This window comes from Akkermansia sp. GGCC_0220, assembly GCF_017566105.1.
Classification (GTDB): Bacteria; Verrucomicrobiota; Verrucomicrobiia; order Verrucomicrobiales; family Akkermansiaceae; genus Akkermansia; species Akkermansia massiliensis.
On sequence record NZ_JABFCI010000002.1, the window covers coordinates 58,495 to 77,728 of the forward strand.

The following is a 19,234-nucleotide window of genomic DNA, read 5'->3' on the forward strand; positions in this document are numbered from 1 at the left end:
TGTCTTCCTCTGCCTTTCCTGATGGCTGCGGTGCCGGGGTCAAAAGGGTGATTTGTTCCACGTTCGGCTTCCCTCATTCTGCGGGGTTCATGCTTCGCATTCCGTCCAGCCGCGCAAACCGTTTCCCGGGCCCCCTGCCGCGTACAGCCGGAAAAGTTTTTTACTTTTGAACGGGGGCGGGGGAACGGCTGTATAACATGGGATGGATAAGGCAGGAACTTCCGGAAGCATGAAGGGAAAGATGCTGCTGCTTGTGGCCTTTTTGATCATTTGTTTCAATCTGCGGACCGGATTTGACTCTCCGGACCCGCTGTTGGGAACGATTGAAAAGGATATGGGCCTTTCCCTTGAAAATTCAGGGCTGTTTGCCCTGCTGCCCGTGTTTGTGCTGGGCGTGGCCGCGCCCATTTCTCCGCGCGTGGCGCGCTGGCTGACGCCGTGGAAGATCATTTTCTGGTTCCAGCTTCTGGCCGTGGCCGGTATTTTCTGGCGCAGCTGGGACGGCGTGGCGGGCCTGTACGGCGGCATGGTCCTGATGGGGCTGGGCATGGGGATTGCCGGAGCGGCCATTCCCGGACTGATCAAGCACCAGTTCCCGGACCACGCCTCCGCCATGATGGGCATTTACAGCGCCATGATAGGCGTGGGGAGCGCGGTGGCCTCCGGCCTGTCCGTTCCCATCTCCAACATGCTGGGCGGCTGGCGCTTTGGGCTGGGAATATGGATTATTCCCATCCTGCTGGGAATGCTGGTGTGGGGCGCGTACTTCCTCAAGCATCCGGTAGGAGTGTTCCAGCGCGATCCGGATTCTTCCGGCCGCAACCTGCTGCGCAGCAGCAAGGCATGGCAGGTCACCATCTTTTATTTGAGCCGGGTGGGGGCAGCCTATTTCTTTTACACCTGGATTCCCATCTTCCTGAGGCAGCGCGGCATGAGCTACGTGGACGCAGGTTTCATCCTTTCCGTAGCCATGTTTGCCCAGCTTCCCGCCACGCTCTCCGCGCATGCTCTGGAAAAAGCCACGGGGGGCCGGGGCCTTCTCATCGTGATGGCCATGGCCCTGGCGGCTCTTTCCTGCTGGGGCATCCTGTATCTTCCGCTGGACTGGGCTGTCTGGATGGCCATTCTGTTCGGCCTGGCGACGGGAACCGTTTTCAGCCGCGGAATGGCGCTGATGGTGGAACGGGCCAGAACCCCGTCGGAGGCGATCAGGCTTTCCGGCATGTCCCAGGGCATCGGCTTCACCATGGGCGCCGCCCTGAGCCTGCTGTTCACCTCCTTCCTCCACCAGGGCGGTTCCTTCCTGCCGTTCTGCCTGGTTTATACCTTTTTCTGCGTGCTCGGCATGATTTCCGGCCGCATGTCCGCCCAGCCGGGGTATGTTTGATATGTTCAGGGAGATGTTAGATGTTAAGAATTAGCGGTTAGATGGAGGGAGATGGTGGTTTTCCCCTTCTTCTTTCCACTTCCTGCCTTTTGTTTTTTGGAGAAGGGCCGCCGTCCGAAGGGCTTGACGCTGGCGGGGGGGACGGGTAAGCTCTTGCCCGTCAAATTTTATGAAGGAAGAGATTGTACGCATTCAACGGGATGCCCTGGCGCGCATTGCCCAGGTGTCTGACAGGCGCGGCGTGGAAGACGCGCGCGTAGCCATCCTTGGCAAAAAAGGGGAACTGACCATGGCCCAGACGGGCATGAAGGACGTTCCCAGGGAGGAAAAGCCCGCCGTCGGCCAGTTGCTTAACGAGGCCCGCAAGGCTATTACGGAAGCGCTGGACGCCAAGCTGGAGGAAGTGCAGGCCCAGGCGGACAAGGCCGCCGTGGCCGGCGTTGACCTGACGCTTCCGGCCCGCTCCCTGCCGCAGGGCGGCCTGCATCCCCTCACGATCGTGCGGGATGAAGCCATCCGCATTCTGCGCCACATGGGTTTTGCCCTGGCGGACGGCCCGGAGATTGAGGACGAGTTCCACTGCTTTGACGCGCTGAACACGCCGGAGGACCATCCGGCCCGCAATGAGAAGGACACGTTTTACTTTGATTCCGGCAAGCTGCTGCGTACGCACACCTCCACCGTGCAAATACGCTCCATGGAGAAGCAGACGCCCCCCGTGCGCGTGATTTCCCCCGGCTCCGCCTACCGCCGTGACGAGATTGACGCCACGCACCTTTCCGCCTTCAACCAGCTGGAAGGCCTGTATGTGGACACGGACGTTTCCGTAGGCGACCTGAAAGGGACGCTGGAATACTTCCTGCGCGCCCTCTTCGGTTCCGATACGGAGGTGCGCTTCCGCCCCCATTTCTTCCCGTTCACGGAACCCAGCTTTGAAATTGACGTGAAGCTGAAGGTGGACGGCCAGGAACCGCGCTGGGTGGAGATCGCCGGCTGCGGCATGGTGGACCCGAACGTCTTTGAAGCCGTGGACCGCGAACTGGGGCTGGAACCCGGCGTGCAGGTCCGCTACACGGGGCTGACCGGATTTGCCTTCGGCATCGGCCTGGACCGCCTGGCCATGATCCGCTGGGGCATCCGGGACATCCGCGCCCTGATTGAGAACGACGTGCGCTTCCTTGCCCAATTCCAATAATTTTTACCTTACCCAGATATGAAAATTTCCCTTAACTGGCTTTCCCAGTATATTGACCTGGCCGGACTGAGCGTGGACGAAATGTCGGACATGCTGACCTTTGCCGGCATTGAAGTGGAAGACATCCGCCAGCAGGGCGTGGACTCCCCGTACGTGGTGGTGGCCCGCGTGGCTGCCGCGGAACAGCATCCCCAGGCGGACCGCCTGAAGGTCTGCCAGGTGGACGTGGGCGACGGCACGCTGCACCAGATTGTGTGCGGCGCGCAGAACTACAAGGTGGGGGACAAGGTGCCCTGCGCCCTGCCGGGAGCGGTGCTGCCCGGCAACTTTGAAATCAAGGTGGGCAAGCTGCGCGGGGTGGAATCCCGCGGCATGCTCTGCTCCGCTTCCGAACTGGGGCTGCCCGACAAGGAGCACGGCCTCTGGATTCTTCCGCAGGAGCTGGAACCCGGCACGCCGATCTCCCAGGTCGTCAAGGCGGATACGATGGTGGAAGTGGAAGTGACGCCCAACCGTCCGGACCTGCTTTCCCACAACGGCATGGCGTATGAACTGGCCGCCATCTCCGGACGGGAGTACAGGCCCGTTTCCATTGATGACGCCGGGGTGGAGCTGGAACCCGCCGGGGACTTCGTGCGGCTGGACCAGCCGGACCTGAACCCGTACTACACCGCCGTGAAAATCAGCGGCGTGAAGGTGCAGGAAAGTCCGGAATGGCTGAAGGAACGCCTGGTGGCCATCGGCCTGCGCCCCATCAACAACATCGTGGATGTCACCAACTACGTCCTGCATGAACTGGGCACGCCCCTCCACGCGTTTGACGCGGCGAAGGTGCAGGGCGGCATCATCACCCGCACCGCCTATGAAGGGGAAACCTTCAAGGCCCTGGACGGGCAGGAATACACCCTCAACTGCACGGACCTGGTCGTCGCGGACCAGTCCGGCAAGGCGCTCGCCATCGGCGGCGTGATGGGCGGGGAGGAAAGCGGCGTGACGGACGCCACTACGGACATTATTCTGGAATCCGCCTGGTTCAAGCCCTCCTCCGTGCGCGCCACGTCCCGCAGGCTGGCCCTGTCCTCCGACTCCTCCTACCGCTTTGAACGCGGCACCTCCGCCTGGAACGTGTTGCGCGGTTCCGTGCGGGCCGTGGAACTGATTCTCCAGCTGGCGGGCGGCACGGCCTCCCAAACGTATGTGGCCGGCGCCCCCGTGGCGAATCCGGCCCATGCCTGCATGCCTTCCTGCGGGGAGCCGGACGGCCCCGTTTCCGCGTTCGCTTCCCTGAAGCAGGGGAAGGGAGCCACGGTGACCAATGAACTGGGCTTCGTGAAGCTTCCCTGGAAGGCTCTGGACCAGATGTCCGGCGGTTCCATTTCCCACGAGGAAGGCGCGCGCATCCTGGCGGCGCTGGGCCTGATGCAGGTTCCGGACGCCCCGGAATGCTGGCTGATCCCCCCCCACCGCCTGGACCTTACGCGCCCCTGCGACTTGCTGGAGGAAATCGTCCGCGTCTTCGGGCTGGACGGCATCCCGTCCCGCTTCTCCGGCCCCTTCGTCACGGAATCCCCCGTAGACGTGGCCTACAACTTCCAGATGGGCCTGCGCCGCAAGCTGGCGTCCCTGGGGTTCTATGAAACCCAGACCATCAAGCTCATCGCCTCTGAAGCCGCTGACGGCGCCATCGCCCAGGTGAAGGACGCGCTGCCCCTGCGCCCCCTGCAGGACGGCGACCTCATCCGCGTGTCCCTGCCGCTCAGCGAGGACCACTCCGTGCTGCGCCCCGCGCACACGCCCGGCCTGATTGCCGCCGCCGTGCGCAACAGCAACCAGGGCGTCTCCGGCCTGCGCTTCTTTGAGCTTGGCCGCGTCTTCCGCAATACGGGCGGCGGCAAGGGCAGGGACATTGAAACGGATACGCTGGGCATCCTGCTTTCCGGGGACCGCACGGCGCGCTCCTGGGCGGACCCCAGGCCGGAACAGGCCTCCTTTGAAGACCTGCTGGCCGTCATGGAAGCGCTGGCTCCGGGCCACCGCTTTACGCTGACCCCCGCCAAACCGCGCGAACAGGCCGCCCTGGGGGCGGACGTGCAGCTTGACGGGAAGGCCTGCGGCTACTTCGCCCGCCTGTCCCTGGCGCGCTGCCGGGAGCTGGGCCTGGACCAGCCCGTGTACGTGGCGGAACTGGACCTCCGCAAGATGCAGGAAATCCTCACCGCTCCCGTGAAGGCCGCGGAACTGCCCCAGTTCCCCGGCTCCTCCCGTGATGCGGCCATGGAACTGCCCCTTTCCACGCCCAATGCGGACATCGTGAAGGCCATTGAAGCCGCACGGGAAAAACTGCTTGTCAGCTACTCCTGCTTTGACGTATTCACGGACCCCTCCGGTGAAAAGCTCCCGGCGGACCGCAAATCCATTGCCTACACCTTCCTGTACAGGGATCCGGCCAAGACCCTCACGGCTGCGGAAGTGGACGCCGCGCACCAGCGCGTGCTGAAAGCCCTGGCGGACAAGGTAAAGGGCCTTTCCTTCAGATAACCCCCATCACGGGCCGCGCGTTTCATGAACCGGAGCGCGCGGCCTCTTTTTTCATCTTCCATGCACCTGCCTTCCCTGCGCCATGCGGGCCTGATAGCCGCCCGCGTCCTGATGTTTGCGGCGTGGTTCGGCCTCTCCGTATGGGCGGCGGGCGTGGTATTTTACAATGTATGGGGCGGCGCCGTTCTGGTATGGCTTTACGTAGCCGCCATGGCCTGCGCTTTTGTTTTCCGCAGGAAGCGGCCCGTATTCTGGCGCGCCTCCTGGGGTGTGCTGGCCCTGCTGCTGGCGTACTACCTGTGCATTCCTGCGACGAACGGTAAGGAGTGGCAGCCGTCCTGGAGCCGCCTGCCCGCCGTGGAAATCAACGGGAATGAAATCGTGGTGAAAGACGTGCGCAGCTTCGTCTACCGGACGGAGCGGGACTTCGACGCGCGCTACGTGACGCGCCGCTTTGACCTGGACAAGCTGTCCACGCTGGACTTCGCCGTGAGCCACTGGGACGGCATGGAATTTGTGGCCCATACCATGCTCTCCTTCGGCTTTGAGGACGGAAGGCATCTGGCCCTCTCCGTGGAAACGCGCCTGCCGGAAGGGGTGGAGCAGGGGACCATTCCGGGCCTCTACAAGCAATTTAACGTGATTTACATTCTGGCGGACGAGGAAGACCTGTTCGGCCTGCGCACCAGCTACCGGAAGGAGGACATGTACCTGTACCGCATCAACATCGGCAGGGAAAACCTGAAAAAAGCCTTCCTGGGCTTTGCGGAAAAAATCAATAGCCTCCACGAACGCCCGCGTTACTACAACACCGTCACCGCCAACTGCACGACGGAGCTGGTGGATACGTTCAAGAACTACCTGGGCGTGCGCCGCTGGCAGTGGACGCCCCTCTTCAACGGCATGTGCGACCAGGACGCCTATGACCGGGGGGAGCTGCTCCATCTGCCCGGAGAAAACTTCCGTGAACTGAAAAAACGCTCCTTCCTGGGGCATGGCGGGGAAGGGCTGGACTGGGCAGCCCTCCGCCGCCGCTGGGAGGAGGGCTGGCGCACGGACCCGTCCGCTCCGGTCAAAGAGTAGCGAACTGGAAGTGCATCCAGTCGTAATCGCGTGCGCGTCCCAGGGATACGGCCCCCTCCGCCTCCACGAACTGCCAGAAGGCCGCGTACTCCGGTCCGGACAGTACCGCTTTCGGTGCAGGGATGTTCAGGCCGTTCCTGTCCGGGTCCATGTCCACGGCAATGCCCCAGGCATGCATGGACGTGGCCTTCCCGCCGATGATGGAGCGGTTGTTGAAGCAGCCTCCGTACAGGTCCAGCCCCAGTTCCCGTATCTTCTCCATGCCGTAATGGTCCAGGGTGGCCCGGAAAATGCGGAGGAGCGGTTCCGCCACCAGCTTGTGGCAGCGCATGGTGGAAACGGTCGTGTTCCTCTCCCATGCCAGCCGCATGATATATGGCAGCCGGATGCTGGTCATGTTGCTTTCATCCCCCGCGCGGCCGAAGACGGACTTCCCGGAGCGCACTTCCTCCTGGCTGGGCCAGGAATGTTCCGGCTGGCGGATGCCCAGTTTTTCCATCAGGGCTTGCGCCGTCCGGGGACCGGGGATGCCGTCCGCATCCAGTCCCAGATGCTGTTGAATCAATTTCCAGTGTTCTTTCATAGGAGTTCACGCTAGAGGTTTCCTCCCGTAAGTTCCACATTTTTCCTGCCAGCGGCATTCCTGCCTTTCCGGAAGGGGAGAAAAAGAAGCGGGGTGTCTTTTATGTTGCGGAAAGGACTCATTCTGCTACACTTTTATTCACCTTTTATTTTATGAATTCAGAACCATCCAACGTTGTCAAATTTTACAATGGGGAGCAAATTCCCCTGGAACTGCATAAAGTCCGCGTGGTGCAGAAGTTGCATCTCGTTCCCGTGGAACGCCGTCTGGAAGCCGCGCGGGAAGCCGGGTTCAATACCTTCCAGCTCAGCACGAACGACGTTTACCTGGACATGCTGACGGATTCCGGCGTCAACGCCATGAGCGACAACCAGATCGCCGCCATGTTCCGTGCGGACGACGCCTATGCCGGTTCCCAGAGCTTTGACCGCCTGAAGCAGGCCGTATGGGACGTCTTCGGCAAGGAATACCTGCTTCCCGCCCACCAGGGCCGCGCCTGTGAAAACATCATCGCCCGCACCTTCGTGAAGCCCGGGGACGTGGTTCCCATGAACTACCATTTCACCACCACGCACGCCCATATTGACCTGAACGGCGGCAAGATTGAGGAACTGGTGGCGGATGAAGCCGTCAATCCGGTCAGCACCAATCCCTTCAAGGGCAATCTGGACCCCGGCAAGCTACGGGACTGCATCGCCCGTCACGGGGCGGACAAAATTCCCTTCGTGCGCATGGAAGCCTCCACCAATTTAATCGGCGGCCAGCCTTTCTCCATTGCCAACATGCGTGAAATCCGCGGCATTTGCGACGAATTCGGCATCATGCTGGTGCTGGACGCCTCCCTGATCGGGGAAAACGCCTACTTCATCAAGATGCGTGAAGACGAGTTCAAGGACTCCTCCTGCGCTGACATCCTGAAAACCATGTGCGGCCTGGCGGACCTGGTATACTTCTCCGCCCGCAAGGTTTCCTCCTCCCGCGGCGGCGGCATCTGCACGAACGACCGCTCCATCGCCAAGAAAATGGAGCACCTGGTTCCCCTGTTTGAAGGCTTCCTGACCTACGGCGGCATCTCCGTGCGTGAAATTGAAGCCATGGCCGTGGGCCTGTATGAAACCACGGACCTGACCGTGATTTCCCAGAGCCCCTCCTTCATTGAATACTTCATCGGCCAGATGGTGGACATGGGCATTCCCTGCGTGACCCCCGCGGGCGGCCTGGGCGCCCATATTGACGCCGGGCGCTTCCTGCCCCATATTCCGCAGGAGGACTATCCTGCCGGGGCCCTGGCGGCGGCCTTCTTCATCGCCTCCGGCGTGCGCGGGATGGAACGCGGCACGCTCTCCAGCGTCCGCGACGAAAATGGCAACGACATTCTGGCGGATGTGGAACTGCTCCGCCTGGCCTTCCCGCGCCGGGTCTTCACGCTGTCCCAGGTCAAATACGTGGCGGACCGCATGAAGTGGCTCTACGACAACCGCGACCTGATCGGCGGCCTGGAATTTGTGGAGGAACCGCCCGTCCTGCGCTTCTTCATGGGCAAGCTCCGCGCCAAGAGCGACTGGCCTGAAAAGCTGGCCGCCAAGTACCGCCGGGACTTCGGGGAAAGCCTGTAAAAAAATCTCACGATCTACTGGAATAAAAAACAAGGCCGGATCCACGCGTCCGGCCTTGTTTTTCTAAAGAAAAATAATTTTAAAAAATATTTTCCGTTTTTTGATAAAAGAAGTGTTAGCGCAAGTCGTTTTTACGGAATCCCTTGTAGATGAAGTCTGTCTTTGGGCCGCGGCCCACCGTCCTGTCAAACAGATCTACCATTTCCCCGTCCCGGTACCCTGCCATGCGGATGAATTTAAGAATATCCGCTTTGCTGTTGGAAAAATGCTTTATAAGAATTGTCATCCAGAGTTTTTCCATGCGTTCCAGATTAGATTTTGCACTTAACTGGCGGTTTTGGGCAGTGACATACATGTCACTGTAACGTCTGCGTGCTTCAAACTGTCCTCGGATATATTCTTTCCCGAATATCTCGTCTTCCGTTGGGAATGTATCGCTGAATCCGTTATTGGCTACGGAACGGAACTGCTTAATATAAGCTGAAGCATAGGATGCAGTAAGAAGATTTATCTCCCTTTCTCGAATATCAAGTTTTGATGCGATCTTTGAATGATCTAGGAAAAGCATAGAATCAAATACCCAATGCTTTAGTAGAATATCGTTTTTGGAACCGATGAAAGGAGAAATATTTTCCTTAGAAGGATGGCTCAGGTCTTGATAACCAATAGGAGCTGCTCCCAAATAGTAGAAGAGCCATAATTGATATGAAATCATTTCTTTACTGGCGGAAGTCTCATTTATACAACCGATTTTTCTGTATAATTTCTCAGCCGTATTATAGAAACTCTTCATATCGCCCTGGCCGAGTAGTTTTTCAAATTCTTTGAATTCTTCAGGGCGCGGAGGAAGATTTTTTAAGGATGATGGTGGCTTTAGGGATGGATCAAGCTTGACAGGATTGAGCTTGGCAGGCTCTGGATTAACGGGAACAGGATGAACGGTCTTGATCTTGACGAGATTGGCGTTTATCGGTTCGGTCATACCCAGAGCAAGCAAAATGAAAAAAATACTTTTCATGATCAGTTATTTAAATTATTCGGAATAGGGGTTGTTTTTTGTACCTTAACCGGATTTTTCTCAGAGTGGAATTTATCAATTTCTATTGTAATATCCTTATTTGTTTTGGAAATACTGCAATTCATAATACCACGTGCGACGCCCGCACATAACTCTGGATCATTACCGTTTGATTGTGCCGACACTAACCTGAACCAGCATTTGTGTCCCCATGTCATCGGGTTTTCCTTATCCAGAATGTTTAATTGATCTTTGGTGATCGGCAAATCAAGAGCTATTTCGTCCTTAAACTGGTTAGTCTGCTGAATTTCCACGGGCTTGGGATTGGGGTTATGTGGTGGACGATTGTTTTTATTATGCTGGGGATTGACATATCCTTCGTCTATTTCCTTGATTTTCATTTTTGAGAAATTTACGTCAAGAGGATGAATGGTTAATTGGATAATCATCCAGGCTGAAGCAAAGGGAACTCCCGGCATTTGTTCCTGAATTTGAGGAGGAGTATCCTGGCCTTCCTTGAGTTTTTGTACCTTTGCTCCCTCAGGGATGACAATCTTAAGAGAATATGGTTTGGATACTAATCCCCCTTCTGTTTTTACTGTAACCGTAACCTGTCCGTTTTTTTCTGCTGTTGGTTTAGCTTGAGCATCAAAAGATGTGATTCCTTTCATTTTTTCAGGAAGAATCAATACACCTTCTTCATCCGTGACGATCCATTCCAGTTTTTTAGGGTCTCCCATCAAGGCTGGTTTCGCTTCCAAACTAATGGTGATTGTTTCTCCTACTCCAATGGTTTGGCGTTTTAGGTCATCTTCTTTGGAATCCTTGCTGATTCCCATATTGAATTTTGCGGAATGAAGTTCCGTCTTCGATACAATTTTAAGACCTTCTATTTCTTCGTTTTCAGCATCTTCTGCCCCAGCTGTCGACCATAGAACAAATAGAATGAGAATCTTGCAGACATATTGTATAGTAATTCGATTACTATTGGTGTAACATATTGGACGAGAAAACATAGTCATTATGAGAAGGCAAAGGCTAAGAAAAAATGATGCATTGATCAATATAAAATTTCATCAATAGTGAATGTATAACATTTGCCCCGGCGAAGGAATCACCCTTTTTCTGTAATAACAGAGGCGATTTTTATTGTTTTTGACAATAAAAAGTCAGGATAGGATTTAAAATTGAAGCAGGCCCTGCTTCCAGCATATCCAGACGGCCGCCGCCGCGATGAGAAGGATGATGACGAAGGCGGTGCCTGCGGAAGATTTCTTTCTGGCCTTGGGCAGGGCTTTCCGCGCCACTCCTCCGGCTTGCAGGGTTCCTGCGGCCGCCATGGCGTTGATGTAATCGTTCCATGCTTTGGCGGAATGGAAGCGGCTGCGTTCATCCGGAGACAGGGCCTTGTCAATCCCGGAAAGGAAGTTCATGGGGTATGTCTTCCGCAGGGCCGCGTAACTGGTCACCTTCGGGTTGCGGTCCACCACGGAACGCTGGTCCGCCGGGTGGGGGACCTGGCCCGTAAGCAATTCGTAGAACGTGGCGCCCAGCTCGTACATGTCGCACCAGGGGCCGATTTCGCTCCGGCGTCCGGGGTAGAATTCCGGCGGCGTGTAGCCGGGAGTGATCTGGACGAGGCCCTGGTGCTGGAGGGTCTTGGTGCGCACGGCGCCGAAGTCGATCAGCTTGGGCGTGCCGTCCGGCTGGATGAAGATGTTTCCCGGCTTGATGTCGCAATGGTAAACCCCCATGGCGTGAAGGTAGTGCAGGATGTCCAGCAGGCGGAACAGAAGGTCCGTGGCCCGTGCCGGGTCCATGCTCTGTCCGGTGGCGTGCATGGTGGTCATCAGGTCGAACAGGGTCTGCCCCTGGATGTTTTCCATAACGTAATAGCAGGTGCCGTTGGCGTCAAACATGTCGAACACCTGCACGATGCCGGGGTGGTTGAGCTGGGCCAGAACGGAAGCCTCCTGCCGGGAGTTGGAAATGCTCTGGGCGAAGTTGACGGCGGCCTGTTCGTCCCGCGGGTGGACGAAGCCGGTTTCCATGTCCCGGAAGGCGTAGGCGTCCGGCATGCATTCCTTGATGACGACGTACCGGGAATGGGGATTGTCCAGCGCCAGGTACGTAATGCCGAAGCCTCCGGCGTTCAGCACATTCAATATCGTATACTTGTCTTGCAGAACGGTATTGTTCGCAAGCGGGTAAACCAGGGTTTCTTGTTCCATGTCAGGGGGGAGGGCGGGTTGGGGCCGGGAAAATCTTTAATTCAATACGCAAGTTCTGTCAAGAATCTCTCTGCCGTATTCAATAACAGGAAACCCGGAATTCGTATTCCTCCACGCTGCCGCGTTCCAGGCAGGCGGCCAGCCAGTCGAACAGGGCGCCGAATTCCCCGCCCAGGGTTTCCCCGGTATCGGCCTCCAGCGCCTTCAGGCGGCTGGAAGCCAGGCGCACGGGCGTCAGCTCCGCCAGCAGGGCGGCGCATTCCTCGTCCCCTGCCTTGAAAATCTCTTCCGCCCCCGGCAGTTCGCACAGGCGTTCGTCTGCAATTTCCAGGCACACGACGCCTACGCCGAATTCGGCGGCCAGTCCGCGCAGGGCGGCGCATTCGGAATCATCCGGAAGTTTCCCCACGATGACCAGTTCCCCGCACTGCGCCCAGCGGGACGTGGCCAGGGTCCTGAAAAACTCCCTCCTGCCGTCTTCTCCTCCGGGCATGCGGGCCACGCAGACGCTGCGGATGCCCATCATGGGCGCTCCGATCATGCGGCGGCGCTGGAGCGCGCTTTGGTCGAAGACCAGCGCGTTCCCCTCCCATTCCCCATCCGGCCATTCCACGACGGCCAGGTCCGGCTTCACCCATGAGGTTCCCGTTTCACTGGTGCTGAACACGAAAACCCCGCGGCCCGTGGTATCATACTGGCGCACGGCCAGGGCCAGCGCCTTGGCGCGGCAGTTCAGCGCGTCCGGTTCGTTTTCCCCCAGAAACAGGGGCAGCAGCCCCCTGGCCGCCGGTTTGCCGTCCCGGTCCCGAACGCGCCTGTAATAGCCCTGGCCGCGCTCCACCTTGGCGATTTCCGAGTCCGGCTCGGAGGCCATGAAGGAGAAATGGTAGCGCAGGGAGGCGTCTGAATACTCCTCACCCAGCCTCAGGCGCACCAGGCGGATGAGTTCGGTCCCCTTGATGGCCTGGGCCGGGTCGGAAGGCAAAAGTTCCGGAAGCAATTCTTCCAACTGGGATCGTAGACTCATACGCGCCCCATGAGAACACGGGAGGGAAGCTTCTTCAAGGCGGAAGGAGTTCAGCACATGAAATAAAAAGCTCTTTTATTTGTTCCGGAATACGGCAAGATGGTCCGCATGGCATGGATTACCTCCGGTTATATACCTTCGCCCAGGCGCATGGCCGTAATCGCCGGTACCACCTTCACGCAGCTCGTGCGGATGAAGGTGTTTCTCTTTCTGGGCCTCTTTGCCGTGGCTCTGCTGGCCCTGAGCTCCTTCCGCCTGAGCGCGGTGCTGGGGCCGGAAACCGGGGGAATCAATGAACTCGTTCTGCTGAAAAACTCCGCTTACGGCGCCATGCGGGTGTTCGGCCTCTTTTTCTGCGTGGCGGCCACGGCCCTTATTATCCCCAAGGACGCGGAAGACCGCATCCTGTACACCATCCTGTGCAAGCCGGTTCCTCGCATCGACTACCTGATGGGGAAGGTGCTGGGGGTGCTGGCCCTCACCCTGATCGCCGTGCTGCTGATGGACGCTGTGATGACGCTGGTGCTGTGGCTGCGGACGGATACGGTGGTGGCGGAGCAGATCGCCTCCCTGAAAGGCCGCTATACGGTGGAGGAAATGCAGCCGTACCTGGACAGAATCCGCCTCCAGGGCGCTACCTGGAACGTGCAGACGGGCCTGGGCGTCATGATGTGCGAATTCGTGGTCCTCTCCTCCCTCACGCTGCTGATGTCCTGCATGACGAACGGAACCATCATCAGCGCGCTGCTGACGTTCATGGTCTATCTGGCGGGGCTGTTCCAGACGCAGGCGCTCTCCCTGTGGGTGGGCTCCGGAACGGGAGGCATCTCCTGGTGGGAAATGGCGGGCAGCAGGCTGTTTGCCCTCATCTTTCCGAATTTCCAGATTTATTCCGTAACGGATTCCGCCCTGAACGGGCAGACCATTCCCCTTTCCCTGTTCGGCAGTCTGGCCCTGATTACGCTGGGGTACTTCGTCTTTCACATGACGCTGGCCGCATGGCTGTTCAGGAAAAAGGAATTTTAACCTGGAAAAGTATGGAAGACATCATCAATGCACGTTGCGGTTGGGCCGGAACAGACGAACTATATATAAAATACCATGACGAAGAATGGGGCAAACCCGTTACCGACGACAAAACCTTGTTTGAATTTCTGGTGCTTGAAAGCGCCCAGGCAGGCTTGGCCTGGATTACTATCCTCCGGAAACGCGAAGGATACCGGGAAGCCTTCCATGGCTTTGATGTGGAGAAAGTAGCGCAAATGACGCCGGAAGACATCGACCGGTTGATGCAATTTGATGGAATCGTCAAAAACCGTTTGAAAATCAATAGCACAGTCAATAACGCGAAACTGTTTATGGTTGTTCAGAAAGAATTCGGCAGTTTCTACCAGTATGCCCTTTCATTCTTCCCCGGCCGTCAGCCTGTTGTTAACAATTTCAAGACCCTAGGCCAAATCCCCGCCACATCTCCCGAATCTGACGCCATGAGCAAAGACATGAAAAAGAGAGGCTTCAAATTCTTCGGTTCAACGATGTGCTACGCTTTTTTCCAGGCGGCCGGCTTTGTGAACGACCATGTGGAAGGCTGCTTCTGCAAAGTAAATCAGGCGGAATAGACTGGAGCGTAACCGTTTACAATTTTTACGAATAATTTGCCACTGAAAGCTGGAGGAAACAGGTGCAAAAGTTTATCTTTCACTTTCACAGGTTGTAATTAATATCTTTATTTTCTATAAACCGTTTATATTTTTGACCGCAAGAAAATCATCAACCATGAAAACAGGTATCATTGGACTGGGAAAAATGGGCGGCGCCCTCCTGCGCGGCATGCTGAAAGCCGGAGCGGTGTCCCCGGAGGAAGTCTGGGTGTACGACCACCACCATGAAAACGTGCAGGCCCTTCAGCAGGAATACCCCGGCGTGCATGAAGCGGCCACGGAGGCGGATGCGGCGGACGCTGTGGAGGCCCTGATTCTGGCCGTTAAGCCGCACGGCGTACTTTCCCTCATTTCCTCCCTTTCCGAACGGGGGGAGGAGCTGCCGCTGTTGATCTCCATCGCTGCCGCCATCTCCCTGGATGACATGGAAGCCTGCGCCAGCGACGGAACGCGCATCGTGCGCGCCATGCCCAATACCCCGTGCATGGTGCTGGCCGGGGTCATCGCCTACAGCACGGGAGCCGCCGTGACGGATGAAGATGAGGAGGCGGCCCGGCGGCTGCTCTCCGGCTGCGGCTCCGTCTACAAGGTGGAGGAAGCCAGGATGAACGCTGTTTCCGCCATTTCCGGCAGCGGGCCCGCCTACATGTTTACGGTGCTGGACGCTCTTTCGGACGCCGGCGTAGCCATGGGACTGCCCAGGAAAACCGCCCTGGAAATGGCCGTGGAAACCATGCGGGGCTCCGCCCTCATGCTGGAACAGACCGGGAAGCATCCCATGGCGCTCCGGGATGAGGTGACTTCCCCCGGAGGCACCACGATTGCCGCCCTGAACGCGTTGGACGAATGCGGATTCCGCAATGCCTGGATTCAGGCGGTGAAAAGCGCCGTGCGGCGGGCGGAGGAAATGGAGGAGCATTGACGCATGCGCTCTTAAACGCTCCCGGGAACCGGATTGGCTAAAACGCGTGCGGCGCGCCTTTACCTGTTCCGGAACGGCGTTTCCCTCTGCTTCCGGAGCTCCGGGCTTTGCAGGTTGAACTGGACTTTCCGGATGGATTTCAGCGGGATTCTGACTTTTCCCAGCGCTGCGGAACGCCCTTCCATGAAGCCGTCCCTGAGGGTCTCCAGGTTCAGTGAAAGGATGCTCTGGTCCGTCAGGAAAACGCGGGTGTCCGCGCCGTCCTCCGGCAGTTTCTTCTCCTCCTGGCTTTTCTGGTCCAGGGCGCGCACCTTGGCGGTGGGGATGGTCACGTCATAGTGGTCCGACTTGATGCGGATGGAGCCGTTTTCCTGGAGGGAAATGGCTCCCCGGAGCACGTCTCCGTTCACCAGCAGGGCCTTGTCCCTGGGGGCGTCCGTGTCGTACTTGGAAATGATGTCCTGTTCCTCCGCCAGGTGGGGGAGGGCGCCGTTCCAGTCAAACACGTTCAGGTTGAACACGGCCATGTTCAAGCCGTCGTAACCGCTCACGGCAAGAGTGTTGCCCGGTTTGAATTCATGCTTTTTGGAGGCTTCCCTGTCTTCTTCCTCATCGTCCCCGCTTTCATTCTCAAAGATATTGTCCATGTCCTTGACCTCTTCCCACCGGCCAACCTGTTCTCCGTTGACGTACAGGTAGTAATTGCCTTTTTCCGGGTCGGCGTAAAAATGAACGTCGGAACGCTTGACGCTCTTGTCGGCATACCAGTTCCGTTCCGTGTTCCTTTTCACCCTCCCCAGCGTCCGGTACTGGCCGGAACTGTTCTTGGAGAGCTCCGCCTTTTCCAGGGAGAGGCCCAGGTCAATGCTGCTTCCGGAATTGGAGTCCTGCCAGAGGGAGAGATTGATCCGGAACGTATTGGTATGGTAAAGGGAAAACTGTACATGGAGGCGGGACGGCATGGGGAAGGAGGTTTGCAGTTCCGTATTGTTGGAGCCGCGCATGATCCAGTACCCGTTGCGGCATTCCGGGAGCATGCTGTTGGCGGAGGACTTCCAGCCCTGGAGGGATTCCGTCGCGTTGCGCAGGTAGGCTTTCTGGGAGTCGAACCCGATGTGCCGCACGTACTTCCTGTTGACGGGAAGCAGGCCGCCCCACGCGGTTTGCAGTTGAAGGCTCTCCGTATCCAGCACCTTCAGGGTGCCGTAAAACTCGTCCCCGTTGGCGAGCCTGATGACGGAAAACTGCTCCGGTATCTCCAGCGGACGGGAAGAAACCAGCTCGTCAAGCTCCTCCAGGTTGACATCCACGGGTTTGGAAAGAATGCTGGAGCGGACTTTCAGGTACGGGCTGTCCAGCGTGTCCGGGCTGCCCGGCAGTTTTTCCCCGGATTTAAGCGTAATGACCCCTTCCGCCCGTGCGGCGGGCGGAAGGGCGGCGGCCAGCAGGATGCAGGCGCCCAGGAAAAGCGTTATTGCTTGTTTCATGGCGGATATATCAGGGGGTGGAGCGGGATGGCTGTGCGGAATTCAGAAACTCCACGCGGGTGATGTTTTTCAGGGGCAGGGAAATCTGCCCGAGCTGCGGATGCCGCAGGATGATTCTCAGGGAATCCATGCTCAGGATGTTGCCGTGCAGGCGGGAGCCGTCCTTCATCAGAATGCTGTGGCATGCCGCAGAGCGGGAATCGTCCTTCTTGTTCTGTTCCGCGAAAAAGACGGTATCCAGATACTTGGCGGGGATGGAAAGCTCCCGGGGAATGCCCGGATATTCCTTGTCCGTGGAAAGAGTCAGCGTCTTATTCCTGCTGTTGTAGCCGCTGATGGAACCGGGAATGGCGTCCTCCTCCTTCGTCAGGACAAGGTCCGTTGCGGCATTTCCATTCTTGGTCACGGATTTGGCGCTCAGGGTGATGGAGGAAAGGGCCAGCCTGCTGATGGTCAGGGAGACGTGCCCTTCCATCTGGAGGCCGAAGGCGTCCCCCTGCAACGGTTGTTCCGGGGGGCTGGGGTCCGTCATCAGCTTGGGCGGCAGGTCTCCCACCAGCAGCTCGTAAACCTGCTCGTTCTCTCCCTGCCGGGAGGCCGTCAGCCTGATATCCACGCCTTCCGTCAGGGTAGGGGTGGGGATGTCCACTTCCCCCAGCACGATGATGCCGGACTTCTGTTCCCGGAGAAGGGTGCATTTGCCGGGAGCGATGCTGAGCATGAGCCTGTTCAGGCTGCTGCCGGAATTGGACCGGAAGGGAATGTTCTCGTTCCCTCCGAAGCAGAAGACAATGCCGGCGCGGTCGTTGTTGCCGTCCATCGTCATGGTGGTGCGGAAGGTGAAGGAGGAAGGATCCAGGCCGATGTTCTTGTACAGGGGAATCCAGGTGGGGTAGTCGCTGTTGCCCAGCCGGTACTGGTACTTGTCTCCCTGGATTTTCGGTTTCAGGGCGTTCATCAGTTTTCTTCCGGACTGGGTGCGGTAATCGTCCTCCCGGTTGCCGGAATAAACCCAGCTGTTGTCGAAAATCAGGGGTTCCTGCCAGAAGCCCTTTTCCTGGAGCGTATCCAGCCGGAAGCCGGCCACCTGGTCGCGGGGGATGGAACGCTCGTTGCCCAGCATGTCCCGGTACTGCACCTTGTCCTGCGTGATGGAGATGATGTTGCACGGGATGATGTCCCGGTGCCCCGTGGCCATGAAAATCTTGTCCCTGGCTCGCAGGTCCGGGGAGGAGGTGCCTGTGAAATAAAGCGCGCGGATTTCCGACGGGAGGATGACCGCGTTCTGGCGCATGGCCGGGTGCTTGATGACGATGCCCTGTTTGCCGTAGGAGACGATTTCCCCGCGGAGGCGGTAATTGCTGTCCGTGACCACGTCCACGACGGAATTGGCCCAGGCGGTCAGCAGGCAGGCCGGAGCCAGCAGGAGGGAAAGACGGATTCTATTGTTCATAGATGGGTAAAAATCTGTAATTGAGCGCCAGGGAAAGCAGGGCCGCGGAGGTGGAATACGCTGCGGAATGGTCTGAGAGCCAGGAACCGTTGGGTGCCTGGGAGGCGCCCAGGTAGCGCATGTTCTTGTAATTCCATTCCTTCCATACCTCCTGGTCCGCATGGAACAGGGCCTGGGACATGTAATACTCAAAATAGAACGGGTAGGAGGAATCCCGGTAATTCAGGTTCTTTTTCAGGTAGGCCAGGGAATCCTTGAAGGACGGGTCCGTCTTGAGGCGTGCCAGGGACAGCGTCAGGGAGCCGATGGCGGTGAGGGTGACGCGGGGGCCCGCCGGGCCGGTATAGCCGTAGGCGCCCTTCTTGTCACGGCAGGAAGCCATATACTTGAGGCCGCGTTCAAAGGCCTCGTCCGGCACGGGAATGCCCGCGTTGCGCGCCGCGAACAGGGAGACGATCTGGCAGCCGGTCACCGTGCTGTCCGCATCCGTGGACTCCGGGGAATAGCGCCAGCCTCCCGTCTTGTTCTTCTTCTGGGCGGTCAGCGTCAGGGCCACGGCCTTCCGGAGGGCGGGGCCTATGCGGTCGTCCCTCACCATGCCGTAGGCCTCCGCCAGCGCCAGCGTGGCGAAACCGTGGTTGTACATGGAATCCCCAATGTAGCCGGATCCCCTGTTCTGCTTGGAAAGGATGTAATTCACGCAGCGGCGCACCATGGTGGCGTACGGCCCCGTGTTCGGGTCGTCCCCGTGGGCCAGCACGGACATGAGGCAGAAGCCGATGATGCCGGGCTCCTGCCCGTAGGTGCCATCATAGGTGCCGTCCGTCTTCTGGGCGTTCTGGAGGTAACGGAGTCCCTTCACGTACATCAGCTCCACCTGGGGCGGCACGGGGGAAGACGTTCTCATGGAGGATTGGGCAGCGGCGTTCTGCGGCGCGGCCGCCATGCAGCAGAGAAGAACGGTAAGAAGGATGAGGGCCTTTTTCATGGGGGAAAGGGAGTTATTGTTCATTCACGGGCGGGAGCCGCCCGG

16 protein-coding genes are annotated in these 19,234 nt (G+C 58.3%); 8 read left to right on the forward strand and 8 right to left on the reverse strand.

Features of this window, described 5'->3' with window-relative positions; all coding sequences use genetic code 11:
* Window positions 1-229: 229 nt before the first annotated feature.
* The 4 genes from HJW02_RS01835 (at window position 230) to HJW02_RS01850 (ending at window position 6,203) form a co-directional block, all read left to right on the forward strand.
* A complete protein-coding gene (locus HJW02_RS01835; protein ID WP_022396058.1) occupies window positions 230-1,387 on the forward strand; it encodes an MFS transporter in 1,158 nt (385 codons plus the stop codon).
* A 169-nt stretch (window positions 1,388-1,556) separates the two neighbouring features.
* Window positions 1,557-2,582: a phenylalanine--tRNA ligase subunit alpha gene (locus tag HJW02_RS01840; RefSeq protein WP_102722318.1), complete on the forward strand. Its 1,026-nt coding sequence runs from the start codon at window positions 1,557-1,559 to the stop codon at window positions 2,580-2,582.
* Window positions 2,583-2,600: 18 nt separating this feature from the next.
* Window positions 2,601-5,120: a phenylalanine--tRNA ligase subunit beta gene (gene pheT / locus HJW02_RS01845; protein WP_102722317.1), complete on the forward strand. Its 2,520-nt coding sequence runs from the start codon at window positions 2,601-2,603 to the stop codon at window positions 5,118-5,120.
* 60 nt (window positions 5,121-5,180) lie between these two features.
* Window positions 5,181-6,203, forward strand: a complete 1,023-nt coding sequence (locus tag HJW02_RS01850) for a DUF4105 domain-containing protein (RefSeq protein ID WP_180971030.1) — start codon at window positions 5,181-5,183, stop codon at window positions 6,201-6,203.
* Here HJW02_RS01850 and HJW02_RS01855 read toward each other — a convergent pair.
* Window positions 6,193-6,786: a M15 family metallopeptidase gene (locus tag HJW02_RS01855; RefSeq protein WP_102722315.1), complete on the reverse strand. Its 594-nt coding sequence runs from the start codon at window positions 6,784-6,786 to the stop codon at window positions 6,193-6,195. The two genes, HJW02_RS01850 and HJW02_RS01855, sit on opposite strands and share 11 nt — an antisense overlap.
* Window positions 6,787-6,938: 152 nt before the next feature.
* Here HJW02_RS01855 and HJW02_RS01860 point away from each other — a divergent pair, with 152 nt between their 5' ends.
* Window positions 6,939-8,402 carry a tryptophanase gene (locus HJW02_RS01860; RefSeq protein WP_102722314.1) on the forward strand — a complete coding sequence of 488 codons (1,464 nt, stop codon included), beginning with the start codon at window positions 6,939-6,941 and terminating at the stop codon, window positions 8,400-8,402.
* A 115-nt stretch (window positions 8,403-8,517) separates the two neighbouring features.
* Here HJW02_RS01860 and HJW02_RS01865 read toward each other — a convergent pair whose 3' ends face one another.
* The 4 genes from HJW02_RS01865 to HJW02_RS01880 all read right to left on the reverse strand — a co-directional run bounded on the left by HJW02_RS01865 (window position 8,518) and on the right by HJW02_RS01880 (window position 12,678).
* Window positions 8,518-9,420 (reverse strand): hypothetical protein, encoded by a 903-nt coding sequence (locus tag HJW02_RS01865; RefSeq protein ID WP_102733161.1) that lies wholly within the window; start codon window positions 9,418-9,420, stop codon window positions 8,518-8,520.
* Between the two features lie 2 nt (window positions 9,421-9,422).
* Window positions 9,423-10,442: a hypothetical protein gene (locus tag HJW02_RS01870; protein WP_102733160.1), complete on the reverse strand. Its 1,020-nt coding sequence runs from the start codon at window positions 10,440-10,442 to the stop codon at window positions 9,423-9,425.
* 159 nt (window positions 10,443-10,601) lie between these two features.
* Entirely contained in the window at window positions 10,602-11,651 is a 1,050-nt protein-coding gene (locus tag HJW02_RS01875) for a serine/threonine-protein kinase (protein ID WP_102722311.1), read from the reverse strand.
* Between the two features lie 79 nt (window positions 11,652-11,730).
* On the reverse strand, window positions 11,731-12,678 hold the full coding sequence (locus tag HJW02_RS01880; RefSeq protein WP_146018203.1) for a hypothetical protein: 948 nt from the start codon (window positions 12,676-12,678) through the stop codon (window positions 11,731-11,733).
* Between the two features lie 150 nt (window positions 12,679-12,828).
* Between HJW02_RS01880 and HJW02_RS01885 the strand changes: the two genes are divergently transcribed.
* From HJW02_RS01885 to proC, 3 genes are all read left to right on the forward strand, one after another.
* Complete coding sequence (locus HJW02_RS01885) at window positions 12,829-13,704, forward strand: hypothetical protein (protein WP_146017775.1); 876 nt, start codon at window positions 12,829-12,831, stop codon at window positions 13,702-13,704.
* Between the two features lie 11 nt (window positions 13,705-13,715).
* Entirely contained in the window at window positions 13,716-14,297 is a 582-nt protein-coding gene (locus HJW02_RS01890) for a DNA-3-methyladenine glycosylase I (RefSeq protein WP_102722309.1), read from the forward strand.
* Window positions 14,298-14,454: 157 nt separating this feature from the next.
* Window positions 14,455-15,261, forward strand: a complete 807-nt coding sequence (gene proC, locus HJW02_RS01895; RefSeq protein ID WP_102722308.1) for a pyrroline-5-carboxylate reductase — start codon at window positions 14,455-14,457, stop codon at window positions 15,259-15,261.
* A gap of 59 nt (window positions 15,262-15,320) precedes the next feature.
* Here the strand turns inward: proC and HJW02_RS01900 are convergent, their stop codons facing one another.
* From HJW02_RS01900 to HJW02_RS01910, 3 genes are read right to left on the reverse strand one after another with little or no spacing between them, the layout of a single operon-like run.
* The gene (locus tag HJW02_RS01900) at window positions 15,321-16,748 is read right to left on the reverse strand and encodes a hypothetical protein (protein WP_102722307.1); all 1,428 of its coding nucleotides are present in this window, start codon (window positions 16,746-16,748) and stop codon (window positions 15,321-15,323) included.
* A 10-nt stretch (window positions 16,749-16,758) separates the two neighbouring features.
* Window positions 16,759-18,201 (reverse strand): hypothetical protein, encoded by a 1,443-nt coding sequence (locus HJW02_RS01905; RefSeq protein WP_102722306.1) that lies wholly within the window; start codon window positions 18,199-18,201, stop codon window positions 16,759-16,761.
* Window positions 18,191-19,213, reverse strand: coding sequence for a prenyltransferase/squalene oxidase repeat-containing protein (locus HJW02_RS01910; protein ID WP_240454316.1), 1,023 nt, complete (start codon window positions 19,211-19,213; stop codon window positions 18,191-18,193). Before HJW02_RS01910 ends, HJW02_RS01905 begins: the two co-directional genes overlap by 11 nt.
* Window positions 19,214-19,234 lie beyond the last annotated feature (21 nt).